18 protein-coding genes, 2 tRNA genes and 10 pseudogenes are annotated in these 26,453 nt (G+C 47.7%); 16 read left to right on the forward strand and 14 right to left on the reverse strand.

Annotation, left to right across the window (positions count from 1 at the left end):
* Positions 1-162: 162 nt before the first annotated feature.
* The 4 genes and pseudogenes from JZM30_RS22985 to JZM30_RS23000 all read left to right on the forward strand — a co-directional run bounded on the left by JZM30_RS22985 (position 163) and on the right by JZM30_RS23000 (position 4,076).
* A pseudogene (locus JZM30_RS22985) lies at positions 163-1,068 on the forward strand (PTS transporter subunit EIIC).
* Positions 1,025-1,501 carry a glucose PTS transporter subunit EIIB gene (locus JZM30_RS22990; protein ID WP_252321462.1) on the forward strand — a complete coding sequence of 159 codons (477 nt, stop codon included), beginning with the start codon at positions 1,025-1,027 and terminating at the stop codon, positions 1,499-1,501. The pseudogene JZM30_RS22985 and the gene JZM30_RS22990 overlap by 44 nt, the downstream one beginning before the upstream one ends.
* A gap of 57 nt (positions 1,502-1,558) precedes the next feature.
* Positions 1,559-2,863, forward strand: coding sequence for a class-II fumarase/aspartase family protein (locus tag JZM30_RS22995; protein ID WP_252321463.1), 1,305 nt, complete (start codon positions 1,559-1,561; stop codon positions 2,861-2,863).
* Entirely contained in the window at positions 2,856-4,076 is a 1,221-nt protein-coding gene (locus JZM30_RS23000; protein WP_252321464.1) for an N-acetylglucosamine-6-phosphate deacetylase, read from the forward strand. The genes JZM30_RS22995 and JZM30_RS23000 overlap by 8 nt, the downstream gene beginning before the upstream one ends.
* 113 nt (positions 4,077-4,189) lie before the next feature.
* On the opposite strand, the gene JZM30_RS23005 is transcribed toward JZM30_RS23000, so the two are convergent.
* Complete coding sequence (locus JZM30_RS23005; RefSeq protein ID WP_252321465.1) at positions 4,190-5,737, reverse strand: helix-turn-helix domain-containing protein; 1,548 nt, start codon at positions 5,735-5,737, stop codon at positions 4,190-4,192.
* A gap of 151 nt (positions 5,738-5,888) precedes the next feature.
* Complete coding sequence (locus JZM30_RS23010; protein WP_252321466.1) at positions 5,889-6,326, reverse strand: RidA family protein; 438 nt, start codon at positions 6,324-6,326, stop codon at positions 5,889-5,891.
* Positions 6,327-6,897: 571 nt separating this feature from the next.
* Between JZM30_RS23010 and cydA the strand changes: the two are divergent.
* From cydA to cydX, 3 genes and pseudogenes are all read left to right on the forward strand, one after another.
* Positions 6,898-8,476, forward strand: a pseudogene (cydA, locus tag JZM30_RS23015) (cytochrome ubiquinol oxidase subunit I).
* Positions 8,477-8,490: 14 nt separating this feature from the next.
* Positions 8,491-9,629: pseudogene (gene cydB / locus JZM30_RS23020) on the forward strand (cytochrome d ubiquinol oxidase subunit II).
* A 19-nt stretch (positions 9,630-9,648) separates the two neighbouring features.
* On the forward strand, positions 9,649-9,753 hold the full coding sequence (cydX, locus tag JZM30_RS23025; RefSeq protein ID WP_252321467.1) for a cytochrome bd-I oxidase subunit CydX: 105 nt from the start codon (positions 9,649-9,651) through the stop codon (positions 9,751-9,753).
* Between the two features lie 140 nt (positions 9,754-9,893).
* Here the strand turns inward: cydX and JZM30_RS23030 are convergent.
* From JZM30_RS23030 to JZM30_RS23040, 3 genes and pseudogenes are all read right to left on the reverse strand, one after another.
* Positions 9,894-11,344: pseudogene (locus tag JZM30_RS23030) on the reverse strand (aminotransferase-like domain-containing protein).
* A 207-nt stretch (positions 11,345-11,551) separates the two neighbouring features.
* Positions 11,552-11,989 (reverse strand): YlaC family protein, encoded by a 438-nt coding sequence (locus JZM30_RS23035; protein WP_308167212.1) that lies wholly within the window; start codon positions 11,987-11,989, stop codon positions 11,552-11,554.
* Positions 11,990-12,127: 138 nt separating this feature from the next.
* Entirely contained in the window at positions 12,128-12,634 is a 507-nt protein-coding gene (locus JZM30_RS23040) for an Lrp/AsnC family transcriptional regulator (protein ID WP_252321468.1), read from the reverse strand.
* An 84-nt stretch (positions 12,635-12,718) separates the two neighbouring features.
* Between JZM30_RS23040 and JZM30_RS23045 the strand changes: the two are divergent.
* Positions 12,719-13,902, forward strand: a pseudogene (locus JZM30_RS23045) (MFS transporter).
* Here the strand turns inward: JZM30_RS23045 and JZM30_RS23050 are convergent.
* The 5 genes and pseudogenes from JZM30_RS23050 to JZM30_RS23070 form a co-directional block, all read right to left on the reverse strand.
* Positions 13,891-14,050: pseudogene (locus JZM30_RS23050) on the reverse strand (Arm DNA-binding domain-containing protein); the annotation flags it as partial. The pseudogenes JZM30_RS23045 and JZM30_RS23050 overlap by 12 nt on opposite strands.
* A gap of 177 nt (positions 14,051-14,227) precedes the next feature.
* A pseudogene (locus JZM30_RS23055) lies at positions 14,228-14,380 on the reverse strand (integrase); the annotation flags it as partial.
* Between the two features lie 74 nt (positions 14,381-14,454).
* Positions 14,455-15,252 (reverse strand): MipA/OmpV family protein, encoded by a 798-nt coding sequence (locus JZM30_RS23060; protein WP_252321469.1) that lies wholly within the window; start codon positions 15,250-15,252, stop codon positions 14,455-14,457.
* Positions 15,253-15,790: 538 nt separating this feature from the next.
* The gene (locus JZM30_RS23065) at positions 15,791-16,699 is read right to left on the reverse strand and encodes a sensor histidine kinase (RefSeq protein WP_252321490.1); all 909 of its coding nucleotides are present in this window, start codon (positions 16,697-16,699) and stop codon (positions 15,791-15,793) included.
* 431 nt (positions 16,700-17,130) lie between these two features.
* Positions 17,131-17,796 (reverse strand): response regulator transcription factor, encoded by a 666-nt coding sequence (locus JZM30_RS23070; RefSeq protein WP_252321470.1) that lies wholly within the window; start codon positions 17,794-17,796, stop codon positions 17,131-17,133.
* A 418-nt stretch (positions 17,797-18,214) separates the two neighbouring features.
* On the opposite strand from JZM30_RS23070, the pseudogene JZM30_RS24495 reads away from it, so the two are divergent.
* The 5 genes and pseudogenes from JZM30_RS24495 to JZM30_RS24140 all read left to right on the forward strand — a co-directional run.
* Positions 18,215-18,340 (forward strand): annotated as a pseudogene (locus tag JZM30_RS24495) (TetR/AcrR family transcriptional regulator); the annotation flags it as partial.
* Positions 18,341-18,367: 27 nt separating this feature from the next.
* Positions 18,368-18,700: a hypothetical protein gene (locus tag JZM30_RS23075; RefSeq protein WP_252321471.1), complete on the forward strand. Its 333-nt coding sequence runs from the start codon at positions 18,368-18,370 to the stop codon at positions 18,698-18,700.
* A gap of 109 nt (positions 18,701-18,809) precedes the next feature.
* Complete coding sequence (locus JZM30_RS23080) at positions 18,810-19,115, forward strand: SDR family NAD(P)-dependent oxidoreductase (RefSeq protein ID WP_286673731.1); 306 nt, start codon at positions 18,810-18,812, stop codon at positions 19,113-19,115.
* On the forward strand, positions 19,081-19,596 hold the full coding sequence (locus tag JZM30_RS23085) for a Rossmann-fold NAD(P)-binding domain-containing protein (protein WP_252321472.1): 516 nt from the start codon (positions 19,081-19,083) through the stop codon (positions 19,594-19,596). The genes JZM30_RS23080 and JZM30_RS23085 overlap by 35 nt, the downstream gene beginning before the upstream one ends.
* Before the next feature lie 119 nt (positions 19,597-19,715).
* Complete coding sequence (locus tag JZM30_RS24140; RefSeq protein ID WP_252321473.1) at positions 19,716-20,834, forward strand: metallophosphoesterase; 1,119 nt, start codon at positions 19,716-19,718, stop codon at positions 20,832-20,834.
* A 155-nt stretch (positions 20,835-20,989) separates the two neighbouring features.
* On the opposite strand, the pseudogene JZM30_RS23095 reads toward JZM30_RS24140, so the two are convergent.
* Positions 20,990-21,451, reverse strand: a pseudogene (locus JZM30_RS23095) (tyrosine-type recombinase/integrase); the annotation flags it as partial.
* Between the two features lie 313 nt (positions 21,452-21,764).
* Positions 21,765-21,840 (reverse strand) — tRNA-Asn (locus tag JZM30_RS23100).
* Between the two features lie 398 nt (positions 21,841-22,238).
* Here JZM30_RS23100 and JZM30_RS23105 point away from each other — a divergent pair.
* Together JZM30_RS23105 and JZM30_RS23110 are read left to right on the forward strand one after the other, a co-directional pair.
* Positions 22,239-22,505 (forward strand): annotated as a pseudogene (locus JZM30_RS23105) (LysR family transcriptional regulator); the annotation flags it as partial.
* A 269-nt stretch (positions 22,506-22,774) separates the two neighbouring features.
* Positions 22,775-23,035, forward strand: coding sequence for a sigma-S stabilization anti-adapter protein IraP (locus tag JZM30_RS23110; protein ID WP_252321474.1), 261 nt, complete (start codon positions 22,775-22,777; stop codon positions 23,033-23,035).
* A gap of 186 nt (positions 23,036-23,221) precedes the next feature.
* Here JZM30_RS23110 and cycA read toward each other — a convergent pair whose 3' ends face one another.
* A complete protein-coding gene (gene cycA, locus JZM30_RS23115) occupies positions 23,222-24,625 on the reverse strand; it encodes a D-serine/D-alanine/glycine transporter (protein ID WP_252321475.1) in 1,404 nt (467 codons plus the stop codon).
* A 346-nt stretch (positions 24,626-24,971) separates the two neighbouring features.
* On the opposite strand from cycA, the gene JZM30_RS23120 reads away from it, so the two are divergent.
* Positions 24,972-25,047, forward strand: a tRNA-Lys gene (locus JZM30_RS23120).
* Positions 25,048-25,798: 751 nt separating this feature from the next.
* Here JZM30_RS23120 and JZM30_RS23125 read toward each other — a convergent pair.
* Positions 25,799-26,023, reverse strand: coding sequence for a DUF2594 family protein (locus JZM30_RS23125; RefSeq protein WP_252321476.1), 225 nt, complete (start codon positions 26,021-26,023; stop codon positions 25,799-25,801).
* Between the last annotated feature and the right edge of the window lie 430 nt (positions 26,024-26,453).

Genomic DNA, 26,453 nt, shown 5'->3' on the forward strand with positions numbered 1-26,453 from the left:
TAGCTCCGGTGGGGATGTTGATGGGGATATGCAGCGCGCTGGGGCAAGCATATATGATCGATAAGCTTCCTTATTTTATGAAATGCTTATTGCAAGATGATTCTATCTTCGGTTGGCCTCATCAGCAGCATCGTGTTCCGGAACACCCCACTGTTGTTCGCCATGGGGGTTGCTTATGGCATGTCGAAGAAAGAAAAAGGGATTGCGGTATTCTCTTCCGTGATTGCTTATTTGACATTGCTGATCTCAATGCACGTGCACCTCAAATTAATGGGGCAATTGGTCACAGAGAATATGGCTTTTGTCGGGCAGGGGATGGTGCTTGGTATACACACTCTGAAAATTGAAGCGTTAGGCGGCATTATTGCTGGTCTGTTGGCGGCGAAAGTCACAGACCGATTTTATCGCTTGCAACTTCCCTTGGCATTTGCTTTTTTAGCGGCAAGAAGTCGGTCGCAATCCTCTCGATAGCCTTTACTATCCCGGTGGGGGCTGATTATTCCCTTTATCTGGGATGTCTTCACCTATGGAATGAGAAGCATCTCTACGGTGATGATGGCACCTTATATCGGTGCTGGGATCTATATGACATTAAACCGTTTATTGATCCCGTTTGGTCTGCACCATGTGTTGAGTTCGACCGTGCGTTTTACCGAAGCAGGGGGCACCTATCTGATTGATGGTCAAACCTATGTTGGTATCTTGTCCGCCATGAACAAAATCTTGTTTGAGTTAGGGCCGAACCACCCGGCATGGAATGAATTCATGCCAACCTTGTGCAGCTATATAGCATCGTCGCAGATATTGACCACGTTGTTCCGCGTTCCGGCGATCGGCCTAGCGATGTATCATATGGCTTATTTCAAGAACAAGAAATTTGCCAAGGGGATGATCCTGACCGTTGTGCTCACGGCGTTTCTGGGTAATATCACCGAGCCGCTCGAGTTTTCCTTCCTGTTTATCGCTCCAAAACTTTTTATTATCTATGCCATTATGTGCGGCTTGCTGACCCATACCGCTGCAAATGCTGGAAGTGTCGATTGGGTATATTCGCGGCACCATCTTTGATTTCGGTATCTTTGGGTTGATGTATGAAAACACCCAGTGGGTAAACCTTATTTTGTTGGGGGCCGTTAACTTCATTGTGTTTTATGGCGTCTTCCGCTATGCGATTGGCAAATTTGATATCAAGACGCCAGGCCGTGAGAATGAAACGGCGGACAGTGCGTTGCTGAATAACAAAGAGTACGACAAGGTTGCAGAATTAGTGATCCAGGGATTGGGCGGTAAGCAAAATATCAAACGCGTTGAAAATTGTGTGTCGCGACTGCGTATCGATCTTGGCGATCAGAAATTGATGAACCTGGAATTACTGAAAGAGGCGGGCTCTTTGGGCACCTTTATTCCTTCCAGCAATCACATTCACGTTGTGTTCGGACCGCATGTCGAATTTGTCCGCAATGCGGTAGACGATCACCTCGCCGGCATCACACAACGTTAAGGAGAAGACGTATGCGCGCTTTATGATTCTAAAAGTAAAACCATTGACCATCAGGGAATGAAAGACCTGTTAACGCATGAAGCCAGAGTCCAGTCGTGGCTGGATGTAGAGGCGGCTTTGGCGTTGGTCCAGGCGAAAGTGGGGATGATCCCCGCTGCGGCGGCAGAGAACATTGCCGCTAACTGCCAGTTGGAACGCATCGATCTCGCCGAGATTGATCGCCTGATGCGCCAGATTGGTCATGGGTTTGTACCCGTGATCAAGGTACTGGTTAAGGCGTGTGATGCTGAGAGTGGTAAGTACGTGCACTATGGTGTGACAACCAAGAATATTCAGCAGACGGCGCACTTGTTTATCGTAAAAAAATTCCACCAGAAGCTGATGACGTTTGTGGATTCTACGTTGGTGAATTTGGCTAACCTGGCAAAGGCACATAAAAACACCCTGATGGCGGGGCGTACCCATGGCAAGCACGCTTTGCCGATCACTTATGGTTATAAGGTGTCGGTATGGATTTACGAACTGCTGGCTGCGGTGGATCGCATGCAAGAGGCGGAGAAAAGGGTGTTTACCGTGGTGATGGGCGGTGCGGTAGGCGCTTTCCATGCCACTGGCGAACCGGGCAAAACCGGGCAGGACTTGGTCGCCGAACAGCTTGGCATGCATTCAATGCTGGTGCCTTCCCGTAATGCCAGGGTGTTCCGCGCTGAGTACATCAGCAACCTGTACCTGTTGGCAACGACGCTGCATAAAATTGCCGAAGAGGTTTACCAAACCTCGAGTGAAGAATTTGGTGAAGTGTCTGAAGCGTTTACCAAAGGCTCGGTAGGCAGCAGAACCATGCCGCAGAAGGTGAATCCCAAGTTGGCGAAAGGGATTATTGCCAATGCGCAGAAATTATACTCGGTACTGACGGCAACCCTGTATGTTTGCCCACGTCCTTTCGAAGCAGACAGCTCGGCCTATTTTATTTTTGATGCCAGCCTGCAAGAAAGTATTGAGTTAATGGCGGAAATTATCCTGCGTGGGGAAGAACTGACGCGAACGCTGGTCATTAATAGTGAACGCATGCATGACAACGTCATGCTGACACACGGATTAATCAACAGCGAAAAAATCATGATGAAACTGGTGGATAAACTGGGCAAAGATCCGGCGCACGAACTGGTTTATAACATGGCGATGCGCAGCACCCATGAACATCTCGAATACAGTCAGGTGTTAAGCAATGACCCGGTAATAGCGAACCATTTTACGGCGCAAGAAATTGCAGATTTGCTCGATCCGGCCGCATATACCGGGCTGTGCGCCGTACTGGCCGATGAGCTTGCTGAGCGGGTACTGAAGAGGAATCATGAATGATGTCGGCTCTGGTGTGATTAAATCCAACCGGATTGTTTTTCCCGACGGCATTAAAGCGGGTTACCTCCTGATACAGGAGGGAAAAATTTGTGGCTTTGAACCTCACTACACCTCTCACTATATCGATTACAGCGAGCAGATCATCATGCCCGGTTTCGTCGATATCCACGTGCACGGCTGGGGGAGGGGGTCTTTTGCTTACAAGGGAAATCAATCCTCCCTCAAATGGATGAGCCACGATCTGGTTAAAGCGGGCGTGACCGCTTATTTGCCCACGTCCGGTACGATGCCAAATGATTTCCTTGAAGCCTCATTAGTGGCTGCCGCCGATTTTATCGCTACGGCAACTGCTGCTGACGGGGCTGAAGCCATAGGTATTCATATGGAAGGGCCTTATATCAGCGAGAAGCATCTGGGAATGCAACGGGCTGATTGTTTGCAGCGCCCCAGCATCGCCAGTTTCGAGCGTTTCAATCAGCTTGCCGGCCATCATACTCGCCTGATGACATTAGCGCCCGAACTGGAAGTGGCGCTGGAGGTTATCCGACATTTGCGCACGCAGGGCATTACGGTATCCGCAGGGCACACGGATGCCACTTTTGCCGAAATCACGGCGGCAATAGAGGCAGGATTAAACCATTTTACCCATGCTTACAGCGGGATGCGTGGCTTCCACCACCGCGAGTTGGGTGTGGTTGGTGCACTAATGTATTACCAGGATACCTACGCGGAAGTGGAGAAACAAAGCGGGATCACGATTAAGCCAGAAGCTTTCGATTTACTTTACCGATTAAAACGCGATCGGCGCATGGTATTGATGAGCTACTGTATGGGCTACGTGGACTTTCCAGAAGGCTATAAGTTTTATCACTATCTGCGCAAAGAGACATTTCATATCAAGCAAGGACAATTGGAAATCGCTGCCGACGGGGGGGATACGCGTAAAGTTTGTCCGTGCGATTATGAAGCGGTAAAACACCTGGAAATGAACTTCCTGGACTCTGTGAAAAATATTGTTGGTCGCCTCGATCACGGATTGGTCTCGGTGGCGAAAATTGCTTGTGAAAACCCCGCATTTCTTGCTGGCGCCGCAGATCGTAAAGGGGCGCTGTCCCCCGGCAAGGATGCCGATATCCTGGTGCTTGATGATGATCTGAACCTGTTGGAGGTCTACTGTCTGGGGCTGCGTCAGAAACAGCTGTTTGAAGAGTAATCCTGCTCACCAGAGGGGTATCCTCGCGCCGGTTGAATTCGGGCGACGTTACTTGCCACCTTGGCCCGGACAGTGTGTGTATGCTCCATTTTTTGCGCGCTGTCCGTGCTATGTCAAATAAAGAAGTCAGGGTATTTTTGCTCCAGCAACGCACGGAGTTGCGGGCGATCCAACCAGTCAATGTCTTGAATAAAAGCCTCAGTAGGAATTTTCTTCTTTGCTAGCGATAGCCCGCATTCGCTCAACAGTGAGATATCATCGCGGCTCAGGTAAAAATTCACCTTGATGTAAGGCAGTTGATAATACTTCAGGTAGCTGGATATTTTGTTGGTGAAGGTGATGAGTAAATCGAAGGGCAGTTGTTTGAGCGTGTGTAGTTCATTGATATTGACGCATCCAATAATGTCTATATGAAAGTGTGATTTCAGCACTTCCTTAAAATAACCGACCTTACTTTCCGATGAGTTAGTAACAATGATCACGCGTTTTCTGTCCTCACTGTGGATGCGATTTTGCAATTCGTATTTTTTGAGTATCAGCACCAACGTGGATAAATGCACCGGTGAAAATCGGTTGTGATAATGATCGGCAATCGAACCCGTTGCTTGTACAACACCTTGATAGAGTGAGGCATAACGGGTCTGAACCTCATGCAATTTTTTTGTCATCAAAAAAAGATTAAATTTGTTTTGTATGATGGTTGAGTAGATGAACTGATACACTTCAGCAAAAAAAGGGAAGATATTGTATATGTTTGCCCTCAGCAGTGGCTTCAGAGATTTACATAATTGCCTGACCTGTGAAATCAACGTGGCATCATAAATAGCAAAAGGCCGCCAAGTGTAGGTCAATGAAGAGATCAGCAGGTCCAGAAATCGATCCTCGTGTTCACGGTTGAGCAATGTAAAATTGAATGACTGAATAAAACTGAGGTCATCACTGTGGGTAATGACATGCCCACACCGCATACGGTGTAAGGCAATGCTCATGTACACCAGGAAGTATTTTTTACTGTTATAGCCTAGCGTAACATGCGGGGTCAGTTGCCTTTGGTAGAGATCGGCCGCGGAGGCAATCTCATCCTTACACTCTGTAAGAAATTGCACAACAATGGATTTATTGATGGGTTTATTGGCCTTGTGCGGTATCAACACGTTGTCATCGCCAATTTCAACAGTTTTAAGGATTGTCAGGCAGATGGTAATGTGTAGCAGAATTTCATCGCCTTCCAGATGCGAGCCCTGACGGGGAATAGCGGTAATAGAGGGATGATTTGCCTGTAAAAATGCGCATAATGCCTGATTATCATTTTTTAAGGTGGTTGAACTTATATTGAGTTTTCGGTAATACTCGCTTTTATTCACCACGTCGTGCAGGCACAGTGCCACACTCAGATTTTTGATACGCTCTTCGGCGGTGGTGATATAACGGTTAAACGGAATACTGGTCAGAAAATCGATATATTGGCGATAAGTGATCGCTGTGACTATCAATTTCCCATCTATATGCAGATGATATTCAGGCTCAAGGCACTCGTTGATGCTTTTAAGAGAACGTTTCAACGTTGATGTTGTTTTGCCAAATTTTGACATAACATCGTCAATAGATACTGGGCTGTGTTCCTGAACATATTTTAGCAACGACAGGTCAAAACTGTTCACTGGGCGTTCTCAATTTCAAGTCAGTATCAGGAATTTGAGCGTACAATAAATAGCTAGGCGTGTCTGTGAGCTGTGTGAGTTAATTTCGCGTTGGCGATGATGTGGCAACCATAATGAATGGTTACCACATTTTTTGGCATGTGCCGTATGCCTATGACTGAATGGCAACCACCATGTCAAGTTCAACCGGGGCTCCGCGAGGGAGTTCTGCCACCCCCACTGAGGTTCGCGTGTGTTGTCCCCTCGCCCCAAGGCGTTCAACCAGGCGATCGGAGACGCCATTCATTATCTGAGACTGCTGGGTAAAGCCGGGGGCGGAAGCAATATATCCTACAACTTTCAATACCTGCACAATCTTGTCATCGCCACCGAGCGTGTGCGATATCGCCTCCAGACACAGGTCTGCGCAGAAAGCCGCTGCCTCTTGTGCCATAGAGAGATCCACCTCAGCACCCACTTTCCCCGTGCAGAGCAGTTCATCACCCCGACGAGGCAATTGACCGCTAACGTAAGCAATACCGTTGTGAATCATCACCGGTAGGTAGTTTCCACCCGGTTTATTTAAGCTATGTGGCGTTTTTGCTGACATTATTTTCTGCCTTGTGCCTGTGGTTGAAAAGAACGCTACGGGTGGAATGGAGATTGTCCATCGAAAGCTTCATCCTGAATTTATCCAAAGGGTACTATGGTTATTCTGAGATGGGAATAAAGGTCATCCTCGGAGACACAAAAACAGGTGAAAGTCATAAAATTAATACAAAAAGTAACTATTATATTTTGCTGGGATTAATCTGTACCAATAATCGTGGTTTTAAAAAAGTAAAAATAATCATTATTGGTTTGTTATGTTGTTTACTTGGTTTTTATCGATGTATTGTTTGTTATTGTATTTATATTTGGTGTTTTTTTTCTGATTTTGATGTGGATTAGGTATGTGGGCTTATGACTAAACTGTACTATTTATTCGTCGTTTTTTGCGCGCTATAATCCCTTTCCGAACCATTACCTATTAATTGTTATCTCAGCTATGCGAAACATTCCGGCTGCCACGCTGTCCGCCGGAACGGCATTTTATTGTTTTAATTTATCGCTTATTTATTCCGGCTCGAAAGCGGAATAACCGCATGGTGTGATTTTTCATACCACGCAAGGAGTCTACCATGTTTGATGTTGTCGAACTGTCTCGGTTGCAATTCGCCTTGACGGCTATGTATCACTTTTTATTCGTCCCGCTAACATTAGGGCTGTCCTTTTTGTTGGCCATTATGAACACCACTTATGTGTTAACCGGTAAGCAAATCTATAAGGACATGACTAAATTTTGGGGCAAGTTGTTTGCCATCAATTTTGCCTTGTGGGTTGCTACCGGACTGACACTGGAGTTCCAGTTTGGTACTAACTGGCCCTATTACTCCCACTACGTAGGCGATATTTTTGGTGCGCCTTTGGCGATGGAAGGGCTGATGGCCTTCTTCCTCGAGTCCACCCTCATCGGTCTGTTCTTTTTTTGGTTGGGATCGGTTGAGTAAAGTTCAGCATGTGCTGGTGACCTGGTTTGTCGCACTGGGTTCCAATTTTTCAGCGTTGTGGATCCTGGTCGCCAACGGATGAATGCAAAATCCGGTGGCGGCAGCGTTTAATTATGAAACCATACGCATGGAAATGCTGAGTTTTTCCGAGCTGGTGTTGAACCCTGTCGCTCAGGTGAAATTTGTGCACACCGTGGCGGCTGGCTACACCGCAGGCGCGATGTTTGTGTTGGGGATCAGTTCCTATTATCTGCTCAAAGGCCGTGATATTCTCTTTGCCAAGCGCTCGTTTGCCATTGCGGCCAGCTTTGGACTGGCTTCTGTGCTGTCGGTCATTGTTCTCGGGGATGAGTCCGGTTATGTGATGGGCGATGTGCAGAAAACCAAGCTGGCTGCCATCGAAGCAGAATGGGAAACCCAGCCTGCGCCCGCGTCTTTCACGCTGTTTGCCATTCCTAATCGGGAGACAATGCAGAACGATTTCGCTATCCATCTTCCTTATATTCTGGGGTTGATCGCGACCCGTTCACTCGATAAACCAGTTGTCGGTATCAAAGATCTGATGGCAGAACATGAAATCCGCATCCGTAATGGCATGATGGCCTACGGGTTGCTGGAGGCGCTGCGTGCAGGTAACACCGACCCTGCTGTTCGAGCCCGCTTTGATACGGCCAAACACGACCTTGGCTATGGCATGTTGCTCAAACGCTATACCGATGACGTCGCCAATGCCAGCGAAAGCCAGATTCAGCAAGCTGTCAACGATTCCATCCCCCGCGTCGCACCGCTGTATATCGCTTTTAGAGTGATGGTGGGCTGTGGTGTGCTGATGCTTGCCATTTTCGGATTGTCATTCTGGCGTGTGATCCGTGGTCGCATCGGGCAGGGGCGAGGCTTGCACCGCATGGCCCTCTACGCCATACCATTGCCGTGGATCGCGATTGAATCCGGCTGGTTCGTTGCTGAGTACGGCCGCCAGCCGTGGGCGGTTGGTGAAGTGTTACCTACCGCAGTGGCCAATTCATCTCTTGAAGCCCACGACATTCTGCTGTCGATGGGGCTGATTTGTGGGTTGTATACGCCGTTTCTAGTGGCAGAAACCTACCTGATGTTCAAGTTTGCCCGATTGGGACCCAGTAGCTTAAAAACGGGCCGCTACCATTTTGAACAACCGCTGCCGCCATCACCTGCCACACAAACTAAAGGTTAACAGGAGCTTCAATCATGCTGGATTACGAAACATTGCGCCTGATTTGGCGGGGATTGATCGGTCTTTTGTTTATCGGCTTCGCCATTACCGACGGTTTCGACATGGGGTGGGTATTTTGCTGCGCATCCTGGGCAAAAACGATATTGAGCGGCGAGTAATGATTAACGTCATTGCCCCACACTGGGATGGTAACCAGGTCTGGTTGATTACCGGTGCTGGGGCACTGTTTGCCGCCTGGCCGATGGTGTATGCCGCCGCTTTTTCCGGGTTCTATTTTGCGATGATTCTGGTGCTGGCAGCGCTGTTCTTTCGCCAGATTGGTTTTGATTATCGTTCCAAGCTTGAAAACGCCCGTTGGCGTGGGCTGTGGGACTGGGGAATTTTTATTGGCAGCTTCGTCCCTGCGCTGGTGTTCGGTATCGCCTTTGGCAATCTATTATAAGGGGTACCGTTGAACGTGGATAAGTATTTACGGCTAACTTATCACGGTGGCTTTTTCGATCTCCTTAACCCTTTTGGCGTGTTGGTAGGGTTGGTGAGCGTAGCGATGCTTATCACGCACGGTGCAATTTATCTGCAACTGCGTACCACGCAGACACTTCAGGTTCGCGCGCAAAAAACCACGCAGGTTGCCAGCGTGCTGACCAGTATCGCATTCTTACTGGCTGGTGTTTGGGTCATCATGGGCATTGATGGTTACGTTATTACCTCTGCGTTAGATGAAGCCGCCCCTTCTGATCCGTTGCGTAAAGTGGTGGTTCAGCAAGCAGGGGCCTGGTTAATCAACTTTAATACGCACCCCGTGCTGTGGTTAATCCCGGTACTGGGCGTGATTCTGCCTTGGTTGACCATGCTGCTGTCACGCGTAAACCGCTGTGGTTGGGGTTTCCTCACCTCATCATTGACGATTGCCAGTGTGATCCTGACGGCAGGAATCACACTGTTTCCCTTCGTGATACCTTCAAGTATTGCGCCTAATGTCAGCCTGACGATTTGGGATGCCACTTCGAGTCAACTGACGCTTCAGGTTATGACGATTTTGGCCTGCATTTTTGTTCCTGCCATTCTGCTCTACACCAGTTGGTGTTATTACAAGATGTTCGGGCGGATTGATGCGCGTTATATCGAAGAAAATAAGCATTCTGCTTACTGATATTTTAAGGAGAGTAAGTATGTGGTATTTCGCCTGGATACTTGGCACGATGCTGGCCTGTTCATTTTCGCTAATTACTGCGCTGGCGGTAGAACATCAGGACGGAGTAAACGGCACCCTATGAACATATGATGCAGAGACAGATTTGTGGCTGCTGAAATAATTCCATCGTTATGTTTATTGGCGAGGTAAACGATAAATCTACTCAAACACAATTTAGTCGCGACGCTGTGCGAGCAGATTTATAGGATTACTCATTACAGTTTATATTTTCACACTGTGCCTGGCTTTGATTTGCTGCTGAATGAGTGATGCTAATGTTTTTACGCTTTGTTCGCAGCGCTCATCCCATTCATAGGAAACATTCAATCGGAAATGGCGATCGTATTTGTCACCGGTCGTGAACATTTTTCCGGGCGCGATACTGATCCCTTTCTCTAACGCTTGCCAGTAAAGCGCAGTGCTGCTGAGACCGGGAGGTAATTCTAGCCAAAGGAAATAGCCACCGCGGGAAGGGAAAATAGTAACGTCATAAGGGAGATGTTGCTGGAGCGATTGGATCGCCGCATTTTTACGTTGTTCTAATGTCTTGCGAAGACGGCGCAGGTGACTGTCATAGCTGCTTGTCGCAAGGTATTCTGCGATAGCTAACTGCATGGGGGCACTGGCAGACAGCGTGCCCATCAGTTGTAAGCGCTGGATACTTTTGGCATGGTGACCGGCCGCTACCCAACCGATTCGGAACCATGCCATCAGGTTCTTGGAAAATGAAGAACAGTGCAGGATCAAACCTTTGTTGTCTAATGCCTTCGCGGGTAACGGCCGCTGTAAGCCAGAGTACAGTTCACCATAAACATCATCTTCAACCAATCCCACGCCATATTTTTCCAGCATTGCCACTAGCCGCTGTTTATTTTCCCATGACAGTGTGCAGCCGAGTGGGTTATGAAAGTTGGTCATCAGCCAACAGGCTTTGATGGGATAGTCATTCAACGCCTGGTGCAGCGCATCAAGATCTATGCCGTGTTGTGGATCGGTAGCTATTGCAATCGCCTTAAGCTTAAAACGTTCAATGGCCTGTAACGCACCGTAAAAGGTAGGCGATTCGATAGCGACATAATCTTCCGGCTCCGTCAGCGCCTGAAGGCTCAAATTGAGTGACTCCATCGCGCCGGCGGTAATAACGATTTCATCGGGTGAAACGGCAATATACCTTGCAATGCGTAGCGCTGAGCAATGTGTTTTCTTAGCTGCTCGTTGCCTGGGGGGAGATTATCCAGGGCATTTCGTGGCTGCATGCGGCGCGTTACTGAGACCAAAGAGCGGGTTAATTGTCGTTGAGGGAAAAGATGCGGATCAGGGAATGCTGAGCCAAAAGGAACGACTGAGGGAGCCTTGCTGGCTTGAAGCACATCAAAAATAAACGCATTCACGTCAACATCCTCCGTCAATTCCACACGTGCCTGCGTATTTGAATAGGGGGTGCTATCAAGCGGTGCTGCGGCTAACTGCGGCGCGGCGTAGTACCCGGACTGTGGACGCGATATAAGCAGCCCTTGGCTTTCTAATAATTGATAGACTCGTAACACCGTCATCAGACTCATGCCAGAGTGAATTGACTTTTCTCGCAGCGACGGGAGTTTGTCACCCGGTTGCCAGATCCCTTCTTGAAGTTGCTTTCGCATCTGGCGAGCCAATTGCTCGAACTTGGCCATAGCACACCTGTTTTTTGCCGTGATGGATAATTGGATGAGAGCGTATCACCACATGGGGGTTAACGGTTAGTGCGGGGAGCCGTGGAATAGCCACCCAGTAGATGGAATGAATGGCATGCACTTTCTACTGGGTGGCAGATATTTTGGTGATTCATACGCTACGCGTTATATTGCGGCGTTTCTAAGATAAGCGAGAGAAAAAACATCTTAAAAACCCACCTCACCCTTTGTGCATTGGATTTTTGTGATTCCGTTTTTTACTTCCTGTGCAACATGTTCATTGCTTAACAGTTTATTCACTGTGTCATGTGAAATTTGACGGTTGGTAAACCATTCGCCGTTATAGCAAACACGTAAGTCCAGCACGTCTATATCTTCGAAGCGATATTTGGGATTGATATCTATCGATAGCGCTACTGACATGACGAGCATAAACCCCGTGAAGCCAATCAGGTAGGGCAGGCCAAAATAAGTCGCATACAATAAAATCAAGGCGACAGGCACGTAGCTGATCAGCATCGCGGAGAACAGATAAGGGTGAGAGCGCATAAACTTTAGGCTAAAACGTATTTTATTATCACGCCCCTCTTCCTGGTTAATGCGTTCAATCTCTTCAGTCAGAAGACGTTTTACTTCATCCATCATCAACACCGTTACGCTTAGGGATATTTTTCTGATTCAACAAGAATCTGACAATCTTTTTTCAATTACAACACAGTTGTACCACAGAGAATAGATACAGTTTTCTCCGTATTGGCTATAACAGTTTGTTCAGTCGGGAGCCTATCTTTCGTCAGGAGAGGGGCCACGTTCAAGAAAGGTAGAAAGTGCAATATAGCTGCGCAATGAACGAACGCCTTCCAGACTCTGAATTTCCATCAGGAAATTTTCCAGAGATTCGGTGTCGGCCGCGCGCACCTTTATTAAAACGCATCCATCCCCCGCGACAGTATGCAGTTCTTCAACTTCACGTCGGCTGGTGAACTGAAGAAGGGCGCGGGTCGCTTTATAGCTGCTGGTATCAATAACAAGGAACGTTAACAGCGTTCGGCCCAGCTTGCAGCTATCCAGTACCGCAACGGTTGCCTTGATAACTCCGTTACGTTTCAAACGCTTTACGCGATCGTGTACCGCCGGTGCCGAAAGATTCACGATTTCGCTCAGTTCGCTGTAACTGCGCCCTGAATCTTCAGCCAGCGCGCCTAATATTTTTCGGTCAATTGCATCGAGTTCTGCCGGTTTATGTCGTGTCTGCCGAATACCATCTTTTTCTTTATCAAATGCATCCATAAGGGTTTACTTCCTGAATAAAGTATCGAATATACTCGATTTTACCTAATGATATTCAATCAACAAGTACATGCTGGAGTTTCAATGCCTATAGCTATTTTAGCCCTCGCCGTCGGCGCATTCGGGATCGGTCTTACTGAATTTGTTATTGCGGGTATCCTCCCTCAAATTGCCGCTGATTTTGGCGTCAATATCCCTACTGCTGGGCTAATGGCCACATCCTACGCATTGGGTGTTTTCGTCGGTGCACCACTTTTGACGGTTTTGGGGGGCAAGGGTGCCGCGTAAAACGATGCTGATAGCACTGGGATTTATATTCACCATCGGTAACATTATTACCGCCATCGCACCGACACTGGCGCTGGCGATTGCTGGCCGTATCATCACGTCCTTCAATCATGGTGCTTTTTTGGTATCGGATCGATTATTGCGGCCTCGCTGGTTGCACCGGGGCGTCAGGCAAGCGCTATTGCTTTTATGTTTTCGGGATTGACGTTGGCCAACCTGCTGGGCGTACCTCTCGGTACCTGGCTCGCGCAACTTTTTGGATGGCGGCTAGTTTTCTGGGTGATTGCCGCGATTGGTCTGTTTACGATAGCCAGAGTTGCTTTGCTGGTTCCGCACATTGAGAAAGGGAAAGCTGTGGCTCTACGCGCAGAACTACGCGCTTTTATCGATCCTCAGGTATTACTTGTCATGGGCATCACAGTTTTTGGTCCGGCCGCGTTTTTCATCTCTATCACCTACATCGCCCCGATGATGATCGAAAAAGCCGGTTTTTCAGCCAGCGGGGTTGCTTGGCTGATGGTGCTTTTTGGCTTCGGACTTGCCGTGGGGAACTGGATGGGAGGACGTTTCGCCGATCGCTCACTTTTTGGCACACTTTTCGTCACCCTTGCAGCACAAGGCGCGGTGCTTTTCGTCTTTTGGGCCGGTGTTGAGAATCATGTGGTTGCCGGTATCTCAATCTTCCTTATAGCCGCTTTTGGTTTCGCAACGGTTTCGCCCATTCAGAAACTGGTTATGGATCGCGCCAGCCATGCCGGTGCCCCAACAATGACGGCATCGGTAAACATCGGCATGTTCAATCTGGGAAATGCGCTGGGCGCCTGGGTGGGGGGGGGGGGGGAGCCACTATAGCTGCCGGTTTTGGCCTGGCGTCACCGAACTGGGCTGGTGCCATTCTCTCCTTTATCGCGCTGGGGCTCGCTTTTCTGGCATGGCAAAGTGCCCGCAAAGAGTATGCACTGCAAGTGCATGCCGAATAGGTGATCCTTACCATTGATACGATATTTGAGATACCCGTTGCGTGAACCGTTGGGATTGACGAGTAAATAGAGACCGTGTGAATTGGAGGCTTTTAAAAGTTCAGTGGGATGCTTTTACGTGGTGTATTTTTAGATCGTTAAGAGCGATTTGGGGCACACTCCATTATCGAACCAACCTGACCCGAAATCTGACCACCGAATTCACCCGGTATAAAGGAAAAGTAAGCACGCATCGGGAAAGGATTCTTGCATTATTTTATTGAATCAAAAAGCAGATGCCGAGGGCATCTGCTTTTTGAATTTGGCTCCTGTGACTGGGATTGTTAGCAGCACGCACGCTGATACTTTCTTGGTGATTCATCTGCGGTTGAACTGCATCCTGCGACCACAGACCGGACGTCATCAAGGCACTAGAGGCCATTGCCAAGAATCTGTGGTCGCAGCTTCCATCTTTCGTGTCAAAACCTATCAGGCGCAACGTCTAATGTTGTTCAGTCGCCGGTTGATGCTATGTACGGTGCATGCTTATGGCGAATGTGATTAACGGACTGGTCAGAAACGATAAACGTAACCGAGAGCGAACGTGTTCTGGTTAGGCTTGTCTACCAGTGGGCTATCTTTGACGGCACTGCCGAAGCGTGTAGCACCGACATCCAAAAACACCGCGTGATGGCTAGAAGGTATGTAGTCGATGCGAAGCCCAATCTGCATATTCGTAGTCGCTTTTCCCTCGAAGAAGATGCGGTTGGTTTGGACCTCGGGCGTCTTCACACCGTAGTAGTCGACGTATTTATCATCGACCCATTCTGCAGCAATACGTGGTGTGAAGCCGAATTTGCCAGCGGTGAAGCGTCGATCAATTTGTAACTGGGCGCGTGTTCCTTTGCTATTGCCCATAGCATCAGTGAGGACTTCCCACGTGACATTGGCTAATTCCGTTTTCCAAATTACTGCACCACCAGCCAAGATACTGGCCTTACGTTCATCCATGCCGTTCAGGTACGGGGAGTCCTTTGCTTTGTAACCATCACCCGTCCAGCGTGCACGCAGGCGGAACGAAAGTGAATCGGTTGAGAGCAGCTTGACGTCGAAGGTGGGGATGGATGCGCTTATCCACTTGTTTTCGTACGATACAATCGGTAGAGGATACACTTCGCGATCAAAATTACGGTATGGTTTGTCGACAACGGCGGCTCCGATTCCCAGTGACCATTTACCCCCGGTTTCCTCGGCCTGATTGCTTTGTGCGAATGCTATTGATGACCATGTGATGGAGATTGCCATTGCAGCGATCATTCTCATACCGGAAGATCCCAATGGGCGGCGGCGAGAGAGATTTTGTTGATTCATAGGTTAGCCCTTTCTATGGTTGATTGGTGGAAACGCGTTGCTATTTGCCGTTTAAACTCGATGACAGAAGGGATGAGTCGGGCTGTCAGCGGCGTGAAGTGCTGCTTGAAGTGGCGTTCGGAAGACCGACGATCTGCCATGCAAACCAGGCTGAATAGGGAATTGGTGACTATCACGGTGGTGGTCAAAATGGAGGCGCGATGTACTCATTTCTGGGCCTTGGAGATTCGGCCAAGATTTGATACTCTATTGCCAGCGTAATGTGCGCGGCGGCCGGATGAACGAAGGCTGTGTATCTGGGGGGAGGGCGTGATGCAGAATCGAATTTTCCAGTCTCGTGGCGCCTCGAAATGATGCGCCTATGAGGCTGGATACTACGCAGGAGTATTTAGCAGATTTTTAGAGTTTTTAAGAATTCGTTATGAGACAGGGTGCAGAGGAAAAATATTGTTGTGGCCTCTCTTACTGCTATTAATGTGCCCATCAAACCTGCTTTAGAGAGCCTATAGCTGTCGTACCAGGAAATACGATGCGTACTTTAAACCTCGATCTTCCAAGCCGGTTCCTGTCTGGAGCGTAGCATGGTGAGATTCGGTAATACGTGCGACAAGTGAAAGACCGATGCCGCTCTGCCGCGCACAGATGTGTCCGTGACACGGTGAAAACATTCGAAGATGGCTTTGTGCTCATTATTCGGAACACCTGGACCATCGTCAGACACCTCTAGAAACACTACGGGTGGTTGTCCAGATGGAGAAGATGCCTCGTAACCACAGCGCACGAGCACGTTGCCTCCTTCAGTGGTGTAGCGCATGGAATTGTGCAATAGGTTGCGCAACAGTATACCAATCTCATCGATGTCACACTGTATCGTGCAGGTGGGTACATCCAGGAACAGAGAATGCTTGTTCTGGGGGGCGTAGACCTCAAACTCTTGTGCAACATGTTGAACGAGTTGGCTCAGGTCAGCCAGTACGTGTTTAGGGGACTTAGCCGTTGCATTGATACGTGCTAAATCGAGCATCTGTTCGGATAATCGAGTACTGCGCTGTGCGACCATAAGCAACTTCTTAAGAGCGACATCTTTGTCATGGGGATCTGTTGCACGTAAGGCAATTTCGGCTTGAGTCTGTAGGGCTGACAGCGGGGTGCGCAGTTCGTGAGCGGCATCTTCGATAAAGCGGCGTTCTCCTTCAATAGCTTCGTCGAGTTGCTTGAGCACATGGTTGAAAGAGTCTACCAAGGTATGCAATTCACGTGGTAGGCGATCAAGTGGCAAAGGCGTGAGATCGAAGCCGCGGCGATGGCGTATGGCCTGTCCAAGTGCGCGCACTGGCCTTAGCGCTATGAGTGTCACAATCCACATAATGAGTCCGGCTATCACGAGTAGTACTGTGGCGAGGATCAACGCATGGACCACTTCATCACGCATGTCCGAATCCACCACGCTTTGCAAGGTGCCAACCTGTACGGTCACACGACCTGTGCTATCCGAGGCAGAGTACACTCTCCACATCTCTCCTTCCACGAGGGTTGAGGTCGCACCATCGATAAAGTTGGGTTGGAGCGGAGACCTGGGAGCACCTGGAGTACTCGCGATCATGCGACTGCGATCGACCCATATCTGGAAAACAAGCGGTACCCTCTCAATGCCTTGTCCGCCTTGTAGTTTAAGGCCCGGCCTTCCAGTACCGTCGTAATCACTATCAGCATGGATCGTCACTAGCAATTGGGTCGTAATGGCTGCTAGTTTCTCATCCCACGTGCTGGCGCGGTTTAATGAAAGTTGTGTGAGTACAACGACGACTACGATTGCCCAGTACACGGCGGTAACCGAGATGATCACTAAGAGCAACTGAGCATTGTAGGATCGTGATTTCATACTGTGGGCTGTCCGATGACATAGCCAAGCCAGTGGACAGTCCGGATCAGGTCGTCACCTAACTTGCGGCGTAGCTGGTGGATGAATACGGCGATGGTATTGCTCCCTACGTTGCTGGTAGTACCATAGACGATGTTGTGCAGATAGTCGCGTGTGATCACATGTCCAGGGCGTTCTATCAGCCCAAGTAGAGTGCGGTACTCGTTTGCGCTAAGGACAATTTCACTCCCAGCTTTTGTGACGACTCGCCGGCTGCGGTCGATGCATACGTCGCCACAAGTAAATACTGGCACAACACGGCCTTGGCTACGACGAATGACTGAACGTACACGAGCCCAGAGTTCATCGAACTGGAATGGTTTAACGAGGTAGTCGTCGGCGCCCGCGTCCAGACCTGCAATACGATCACTCAGCTTACCGCGCGCAGTGAGTATTAAAACGGGGGTGGGATCGTAGCGCCCACGCATTGTGCGCAGCACGGATAGTCCTGAATCGCCAGGAAGACCTATATCGAGTAAGACCGCTGCGTAGGCATGATCCACGATTGCACCACGTGCAGCTTTAGCATCAAAAACATGGTCAATGTGCCATCCGCTCAAACGTGCGCCATCACAAATAGACTCACCCAGCATCTGGTCATCTTCAACGAGAAGAAGGTTCATATCATGTCAGTCCATATCCGCGTATCGCTTTTTGATCAATCATAACGTAATGACTTTAATAATTTTTTAAGAGTCTGATAAACCACTCACCTGACGGGACAACACGTCTACACGTCGACCCCTTCAATGATTTCTTTCGATATCTCACTAAGAATATTTTAAAACCATCAAGAAATCACTTTGACACTTATTGTGAAAAATGTCACTTTGTTCGTGTGTTGTAATCACTACTCCTGATGGTTTTCCGTGAAACAATCGACCCTGTCTCGGAAAACGTTTATTGCACTATGACGATGGTGCAAACAAAGAGAGTGCCATTGTGCCCTGACAGGCCTGTTTAGACATTTTCAAAACAACTGGAAAAGATATGTCTCTGAAACTGACCCCAGACGACGTTGAAGCACGTCAAATCTAGATAATACTTGCGGCGAGATGGTGTTTTCTCAACTTTGGTTTTGCCAAAATATCTCTTGATGACATAGCAAAGCGCGCGGGTATTTCGCGAACACTGGTTTATAAGACATTTAAAAACAAGGAAGAAATATTTAAGGCTGTTTTCCGGCACTGGCTGATGGCGCACTTACCGGAGGCTGAGGCAGCGGCTTCCCGTGCAGGGGATACTTATGAACGGCTTTGCTACGTCTGTCGTGTTGTCGCTGTTGACCCGTGGAGTGAGATGTATGGTGCTCCTATGTCAGGTGAATTTTTTGATGCCTGCGACCGCATCGATCCTGAGATAACAGTACAGCATCGTCGCACAGCGATTCAGTGTGTATCCACCATTCTCAATGACCCGGCTGCAGCAGATGTTTTCATTTTGGCGCTTGATGGGTTGCTGGCTGACAACCCAACACCTGAGTTGTTGATTCAACGAATGAAGTTGCTCTCACGGCGCTTTGCATAACATCTGAATGTAAATAACACGGTGGATAATTGATATGAACTTTGCAGAAAAAAAGGTCATTCTCATCACGGGTGCTTCCGATGGTATCGGTAAATAAACCGCAACGACTCTGGCTAAACAAGGCCATAAAATTATTATTCACGGCCGTAATAAGCAAAAAACTGAAGCTGCGCTAGATGAGATAAAACGTAATTCTGGTAATTCAGATGTGGTTATGTTCTTGGGGGATTTCTTATCCCTGGCCGGAGTAAAGATGTTTGCCGAAGAGATTAAAAGCAAATTTACCCATCTTGATGTACTCATTAATAATGCGGGGGCTCAATTTACAGAGCAGCGTGAGGAGACCAAGGAAGGCCATGAAAAAACGATGACCTGCCCCTATGCTGTTAACGACACTCCTCATCGATTTGCTTAAAAATAGCAAATCAGCGCGTGTTATTACTGTTTCATCGGACAGCCACAGGATGTCAGGTGAGCCTGATTTACATGATATAGAGCTGGTGCAGCGCTACAGCATGGCCAAAGCGTATGCCTTATCCAAATTATATGTTATCTGGATAATGAATCATTTTATAAAAGAAACGCGAAACGCGGGCATTAATAACATCACATTCAATTGTGTTCATCCGGGCTCGACACAATCCAGTCTGGGCCGTGAAGCTGTCACATCCTGGAAATGGAAAATTATCTATTTTGTATGGCAAATCATGATGATCCCCATTGATAAAGCCGCGAGAAGTAGCATTTATGCAGCGACTGCGCCTGAATTAGTAGGGGTAAGTGGCAAATACTTTGGTCCTAAAGGTGAAGAGCAACCCAGCGCAAAATATTACTCAACTGAAAATGAAATACAGGTATGGGAATATGCCAAGGAAGTCATAAAAGAATATTGTTAATGATCCCTCCGTCATGAAAACCCTGCAGCCTGCAGATAGAAAGGCCATAACACCATTATTAACGCATTGATGCCTGTTTATCTCTGCGCCCTTAGAGACGTGCTCTTAATGGAGAAAGTGTGAAAACGTTACTTGGTATTGGTATTCCTGCCGTACTCCTGATTCTGGCAGCACTGTCCATCTGGTATGTTGAAACCATGCTTATGGCACTGTTTGGCATCAGGAGAACGCTTATATTCAGATTGATGTTTGCCGGAATGTATGTGGTGGCGCTTGCCGCACTGATTGTCGGTGACAAATCGGCTAATGAAATAATGGGCCGGTTTTACTGGACTGGCGGGGTGCTATGGATTTTCTTGGTGTACCTGACCCTGGGGTTTATTGCGTCGGATCTGATCATGACCATGGTGAAAATTCCATTGGTATGGGGATACGGTGTGTCTCTGGGAGCTGTCGTGATTGTCACGCTCTGGGGCGTGCTTGCTGCACGTGATTTTGTGGTGAGCGAGACAGAAATTGGTCTTAATCAACTTAAGGCCCCCGTCACCATCATGCATATTTCAGACGTACATCTTGGTCACCATCGTGGTCGGGATTATCTGCAAAGGATCGTGCAAGCAACCAATGTGCGTCATCCAGACCTGGTCATTATTAATGGTGACCTACTTGATGCAAAGATAGCACTGAATGAAAAGGTGCTGGATCCCTTAACGGGGTTTAATGCCCCTGTCTATTTTACCGGCAGAAATCATGAAAAATATGTGAACCAAAACCGTTCAGAAGTGCTGGTATCGGCAATGGGCGTGCATGTTCTCCGTAATGAAAGTGTCAAAATCCACGGCATTGAACTCGTCGGCCTGCGGTACATGAAAGCGGATGATAAGACTGTAGATTTGCATCCATCCGATGATAAAGAGACGATCAAATCGGCGTTGGAGGAGATGACCTTGGATCCCACTCTACCCAGTGTGTTTGTTCACCACAGCCCAGCGGGCGTTAACTATATGTCAGAGAAGGGAGCCAGCCTAGCCAGCCTGGTTTTGTCGGGGCATACGCACGCTGGTCAGGTATTTCCTGGGACGATACTTTCTCGTTTGTTCTTTGACTTCAATAGTGGTCTTAAAAAGTTCGATGATACGCAAGTTCTGGTCTCTCAGGGAGCCGGTACTTTTCTGACGCCAATGCGTAGTGGTAGTCGTAACGAAATAAACTTGCTCCGGCTTGTTCCGCTTAACTAGAGGCGTTTTGTGTTAGTAGTCCGCTGAACGGGTGTAAGCATGCTATCTAACAGGATTTAAGCCGTTTGGAGCATTACACGGAATCAGGGACTATTTCTGTTTCGCTGTCGTGTTATAAAAAAGCAGCACCCGCGCTAACAGGTGCTGCTTATGCTTTATATGTCAGTTTCTCTCATGACTGAGTTAGACGGGGTGACTGCGGGTTTTTTGCTCTGGATATAAGGTGGCACATAGGATCCCTTACATGCCTCCAAATAATCCGACCACCGTTGCATCATCGCTTTACGGGCATCCAGATATTGCGCATTGTGGATGTAAGCCTCCCGTACGCTATTGCGTTCTTGGTGGCTCATCTGTCGTTCAAACGCATCCTGCGCTCACAGTCCAGATTCCATCAGCGCACTACAGGCCATTGCACGGAATCCGTGCCCGCAGATTTTATCTTTTGTGTCGTAACCCATCAGGCGTAAAGTCTTGTTGACCGTGTTTTCGCACATTGGCTTATACGGATTATGATCACCGGGAAATATTAGTTCCTGATGCCCGGAGATTTCCCGTATCTGTTGCAGAATAGCGATGGACTGACGAGAAAGGGGAACGATATGCGGTGTGCGCATTCATTTACGGATGCCACCACGCTGTTGACGAGCAGCGACCAGATACGTGAACCGCCTGGATTAACCAGCAGGTACAAACCGTGAGAATCGGAAACATTGAAGGGTTTTGCGGATGGTTTTCATTTGCGGATTTTTGAGTCGTTAAGAGCCATTTGGGGGCCACTACATTATTGAACCAACCTGACCCCAAATCTTACCACCAAATTCGCCCGATGCGGAGGGAAAAGTAAGAACGCATCGGGAACGGTTTTCACGCTAACCTGTTGACCCTAAAACATATAGGGATTTGTAAGGATGCATAAGAACAAGAATTTGGCTCCTCTGACTGGACTCGAACCAGTGACATACGGATTAACAGTCCGCCGTTCTACCGACTGAACTACAGAGGAATCGATGAGTGCGGTGGATAATAGCGATAGAGTATGGGCTTGTCAAAGGGTGTGATGCACAATCTTTACCGATTGCCGATCTAATAGTCAATTCTTCGAATTATCAGGGTGTTGATAAGTGATTTTATCATGATGTGTACGGCTTATCCTCAGGCCGTCAATCAGGGGTTGCACCCTGATATGGCAGAGTTTGCCTTATGCTGGTGCATTGGCTTGCCGCTTTCCTGGCTACACTTTGCTGCACCTTGCAATGGCGATAAAGCAAAAAAGTAGGCCAACCATTTCTTTTCCTTATTTTACGGGCAACAGTGCTCACAAAATGAGTATGAGAATCGCAATGTTGAACAAAGTGGCGCGCTTCTTGCTACCTCAAAAGGGTAACTACTCAGGAGGCGAAAATGAATCTAAGGCGGCTCAAATATTTTGTTAAAATCGTTGATATTGGTAGCCTGACACAGGCTGCCGAGTTGTTACACATTGCACAGCCAGCATTAAGCCAGCAGGTGGCGACGCTGGAAAGTGAATTGGAAAAGCAACTGTTTGTTCGTAGTCGACGTGGTGTTACGCCGACTGAAGCAGGGAAAATTCTTTACTCACACGCACAAACTATCCTGCACCAATGTGAGCAGGCGAAAACCGCCGTCAATAGTGTGCGGCAGGCAGTTAATATCTGAACGTGCAACACCAGCCATCGTTATGATGGCTGGTCATCTCTCTTTATCACTGACAATCATTGGATTCCATTGTAAGTAATCCACGCTCCTTTCGTATTATTTGCCAGCTCGCGCGCTAACTGAATAATGTTTTTATTCTGGTGCTGGTAGAAGATGCAATTCTAGTGTTACATTAATCTCAGTTCCTGTTTTCTCCACAGGCGCATATCACTTTATACTCGGTTGCTCACAGGTGTATTATTTTTGATGAAGGAGTTCAAATGAATACTCTTCTTTCTCAATTACTCATCAAACTGGCGCAAAAGGAGGCAGATGAGAAGCGGCTTCAGACTCGCGTTGCATCTCTTGAAATGCTGGTATCTGCGGTTATTTCCACACTGGATGATCATAAATTGATCAAATTGAAGGGTGAGATTGATCTCCTTGTAAGGAGAGAAACGATGCCTGTCGGTGAAAGAGACGATGTGTATCTGCTTCTGAAAAATATCAGTGGAATGGCATCTATCCATTCGCCCGAGTGATTGAACGGCTCTATAGCGTCATTTATTCGCTAAATGAAAGACTGTTTCACATTTTATCTTTAATTATGTCTAGAATTATTAACTCTGTCTTGATTGATGTGTAACCCGTGTAAGGAACGCATTAAAAACTAAAGACGCCAATAATAAGCGTCTTTAGTATGACTGCCTGCAATGATTTATAGGGGATTAAGCGCTCTGTTTTCTCTTCAGCAAGAACTGATAAGCAATTGCAAGAAGAACAAACCAAAGCGGTGTCACCATTAGTGCCTGTAATGTGTCTGGCTGCAATGTTAACAGAACAATCACACCCGCAAAAAAGGCCAGACAAACCCAGCACATGACAATACCTAACGGCATTTTGTAGGTTGAATTAGCATGCAACTGGGGCCGCGTTTTCCGGTATTTAAGATAAGAGCACAGGATGATGCTCCAGATAAACATAAATAGAATGGCGGAAACCGTTGTTACCAGCGTAAACACTGTCATCACATTTGGAATCAGGTAAATCAACACAACACCACTCAGCAGACAGATGCAAGAGAACAGCAATCCTGTCGCAGGGACTGCACGTTTTGACAGATGAGCAAATGCCTCTGGCGCATCGCCCTGTTTTGCCAACCCGAACAGCATCCGACTGGTAGAAAATACGCCGCTATTGGCGGAAGAAGCTACTGAAGTGAGTACGACAAAATTGATCACACTGGCGGCGACTGGGAATCCGACCAGCGCAAACATCTCTACGAAGGGGCTGCGATCGGCGGCAATTGCGTTCCACGGCGTAACGGACATGATCATGATCAGCGAAAAGACGTAAAACATGATAATGCGGATAGGTATGGCATTAATGGCTCGGGGCAGCACTACCTGAGGATTTTTGGTTTCTGCGGCGGTGGTACCGACCAGTTCGATCCCTACGAATGCAAAGACCGCTATCTGGAACCCGGCAAAAAATCCGCTTATCCCTTTCGGGAACATACCACCGTGATCCCACAGGTTAGTGAAAGAAGCGACTGAACCTGATGGGGAAGGGAAGTGTATGAAGACCAACACCGCACCGAGGATAATCAGCGCGACAATTGCCACGATCTTGACCATGGCAAACCAGGACTCCATTTCTCCGAACAGTTTGACCGTCGCGAGATTGAGTGTGAGCAACAGCAGCACGCACAATAAAGAAGACACCCACTGCGAAAGTTCGGGAAACCAGAACTGAGTGTAGGCGCTGATGGCGACCACATCGGCGATGCCTGTCACTACCCAGCAGAACCAGTAGGTCCATCCGGTAAAAAAGCCAGCCCAAGGCCCCAGTAGGTCAGCGGCAAAATTGCTGAAGGATTTGTATTCCAGATTGGAGAGCAGTAATTCGCCCATCGCACGCATAACGAAGAACAGCATAAACCCGATGATCATATAGACAAAGATGATCGAAGGGCCTGCCAGGCTGATGGTTTTACCCGACCCCATAAATAAACCGGTGCCGATAGCGCCACCGATAGCAATAAGCTGTATATGCCGATTGGTCAGGTTGCGCCTTAGGCCTTCATCATGGCCTGAGGTAAGGTCATCGACCTCTTTGACGTTATCTACCATGTGTTAAATTTCCTGTTTTTGTCGGTGATGTTGTGTTGAGCTCTTGAATGGCTCTCTGATAATAGCGATAGGTATAAATAGATCCTGTTAAACCAACCTGGCAATGTCGCGCATGATACCGAGGACGTGGCATATAGAAGGTGAACATTCGCACGTTTTACGTCTGTGTATTTTCTGTTCGAACAAGGCTGGCATACTAGAAATTGAGATGACGGATATAAACGCGGGCAAGACTAACAAAATCGGCTTTTGCCGACAATCGGATTTTCATAGTTGGAAGCGAAAAGAAAAAAATCGAATTAACCGTTTGACAGCGGCAGGCAACGGGAGAATAATCCACGGCGTTGGGTCGTTAGCTCAGTTGGTAGAGCAGTTGACTCTTAATCAATTGGTCGCAGGTTCGAACCCTGCACGACCCACCAACATTTCATACTGTTTTATTCCTCGTTATTTTATTTGCCATTTATAATAAGTGATTTTCATCGGGACGTTATTTATTGGATTATTCATATCCATGGATTGACATGCCTACCTCTTATTTACGTGCCGTGTATTTTTTTGCCTGATTAAATAATCTTCCAGCTGTTGAGTTATAATTTCTATACTGTGATAGCAATAATGATTGCGTGAAATGCGTTGTTTCTGTCGCGACGTGGATCACTGACGAGTACCTCGCGCATCCTGTTCGATGTATACCTGCTATACTTTTCGCACTACGGTTTGCACGTTGTTAAGCGCGTTTGGCCTTGATGCGTAGCGTAGCGCTCCAGATATGTCATGCAACAACTTCATTCAATCAGGAGGGGTTCATGGGGATAGAAAAACTCTTGGCAGTGGTTGAAACAAGCTATCAGGATCCGAATGCCGTAATCCCTCTTTCGGCACTCAGTCAGGTAATCCATGAGATTATCTGTAGCGAGCAGTCGTCGTAGTACAAAATTAATGGGTGTTACAGTGAGTTAAAGTCGCTGGTAGATGAAATCAAGCAACTTTCCCGAAAACGCCTGTTCGATAAGGTTTATGTTCTGGATTTGACGCACTATAAATCGATGGAACACGCGCTGTTGCTCAAGTTGCAAACGCTGATGAGTGAACGTCAGACGTGACACTGAGACGGTGTGCCGAGAGATAAACGGCCAGAAGGATCTGGCCTCCAGACTTAACCGCCTGTTGTTATTGGCGATAAACGTGTTTAATCTGTTTCAGCGTGGTGGAAAAGACTTCTGCTTGCGAGGGATCGTCGATTTGAGCGATCTGTTTTTCCATATTGATGATCACTTTTCCGGCATAAGCCTGACCGATGGCTTTTAGCAGGAGCGTAATCATTGTTTTTAAACAGGTTACTTCATCTGCCAGTGTTTCAACGGATTTGCCAGTAGAAAAATCTACGTTGCTCATGCGCTCTCCTTAACAAGCATAATATTATGGAACGCCTTATTCTGCGCTGAGCATGATGGCTCATTTTCTCGCAGTGGGGCATTAGAATGCGCGTGAGTATAACAACAGTGCGTTACGCGGTGGTGTCGGATTGATTAAGCCAGGGAGGTAATGATGTTTTTCTGTTCGTAACGCAACTTTTTTATCTTTTTAACTAGCAAGGCTCGCATTATGTATTGTGAATGTTGCGAGTGATACCTTTCATTTCAATTGTATCTGTCATCTTATCGACATCTAGTTGAGAATAAGGAATGACAGCGCGATAAAAAAATGTAAAGGCTGTTTAAATTAACACATGTGCAATTTTTTATTGCCATGTATATAAAGAGTCCAATACCAAGCCAATGAACACGGCGTGCTCAATCCACTGAATAACGAATAAAACCACTCT

Source organism: Candidatus Symbiopectobacterium endolongispinus, from assembly GCF_018777385.1.
GTDB classification, from domain to species: domain Bacteria; phylum Pseudomonadota; class Gammaproteobacteria; order Enterobacterales; family Enterobacteriaceae; genus Symbiopectobacterium; species Symbiopectobacterium endolongispinus.

Bases quoted from the DNA above. Each gene is read 5' to 3' on its own strand.
- cydX (WP_252321467.1), top strand. From the start codon at position 9,649: ATGTGGTATTTCGCCTGGATACTTGGCACGATGCTGGCCTGTTCATTT.
- JZM30_RS23070 (WP_252321470.1), bottom strand. From the start codon at position 17,796: ATGAACCTTCTTCTCGTTGAAGATGACCAGATGCTGGGTGAGTCTATT.
- JZM30_RS23010 (WP_252321466.1), bottom strand. From the start codon at position 6,326: ATGTCAGCAAAAACGCCACATAGCTTAAATAAACCGGGTGGAAACTAC.
- cycA (WP_252321475.1), bottom strand. From the start codon at position 24,625: ATGGTAGATAACGTCAAAGAGGTCGATGACCTTACCTCAGGCCATGAT.
- JZM30_RS23060 (WP_252321469.1), bottom strand. From the start codon at position 15,252: ATGAATCAACAAAATCTCTCTCGCCGCCGCCCATTGGGATCTTCCGGT.
- JZM30_RS22990 (WP_252321462.1), top strand. From the start codon at position 1,025: ATGCTGGAAGTGTCGATTGGGTATATTCGCGGCACCATCTTTGATTTC.
- JZM30_RS23075 (WP_252321471.1), top strand. From the start codon at position 18,368: ATGGCGCACTTACCGGAGGCTGAGGCAGCGGCTTCCCGTGCAGGGGAT.
- JZM30_RS22995 (WP_252321463.1), top strand. From the start codon at position 1,559: ATGAAAGACCTGTTAACGCATGAAGCCAGAGTCCAGTCGTGGCTGGAT.
- JZM30_RS23110 (WP_252321474.1), top strand. From the start codon at position 22,775: ATGAATACTCTTCTTTCTCAATTACTCATCAAACTGGCGCAAAAGGAG.
- JZM30_RS23125 (WP_252321476.1), bottom strand. From the start codon at position 26,023: ATGAGCAACGTAGATTTTTCTACTGGCAAATCCGTTGAAACACTGGCA.
- JZM30_RS23035 (WP_308167212.1), bottom strand. From the start codon at position 11,989: ATGATGGATGAAGTAAAACGTCTTCTGACTGAAGAGATTGAACGCATT.
- JZM30_RS23085 (WP_252321472.1), top strand. From the start codon at position 19,081: ATGCTGTTAACGACACTCCTCATCGATTTGCTTAAAAATAGCAAATCA.
- JZM30_RS23040 (WP_252321468.1), bottom strand. From the start codon at position 12,634: ATGGATGCATTTGATAAAGAAAAAGATGGTATTCGGCAGACACGACAT.
- JZM30_RS23000 (WP_252321464.1), top strand. From the start codon at position 2,856: ATGAATGATGTCGGCTCTGGTGTGATTAAATCCAACCGGATTGTTTTT.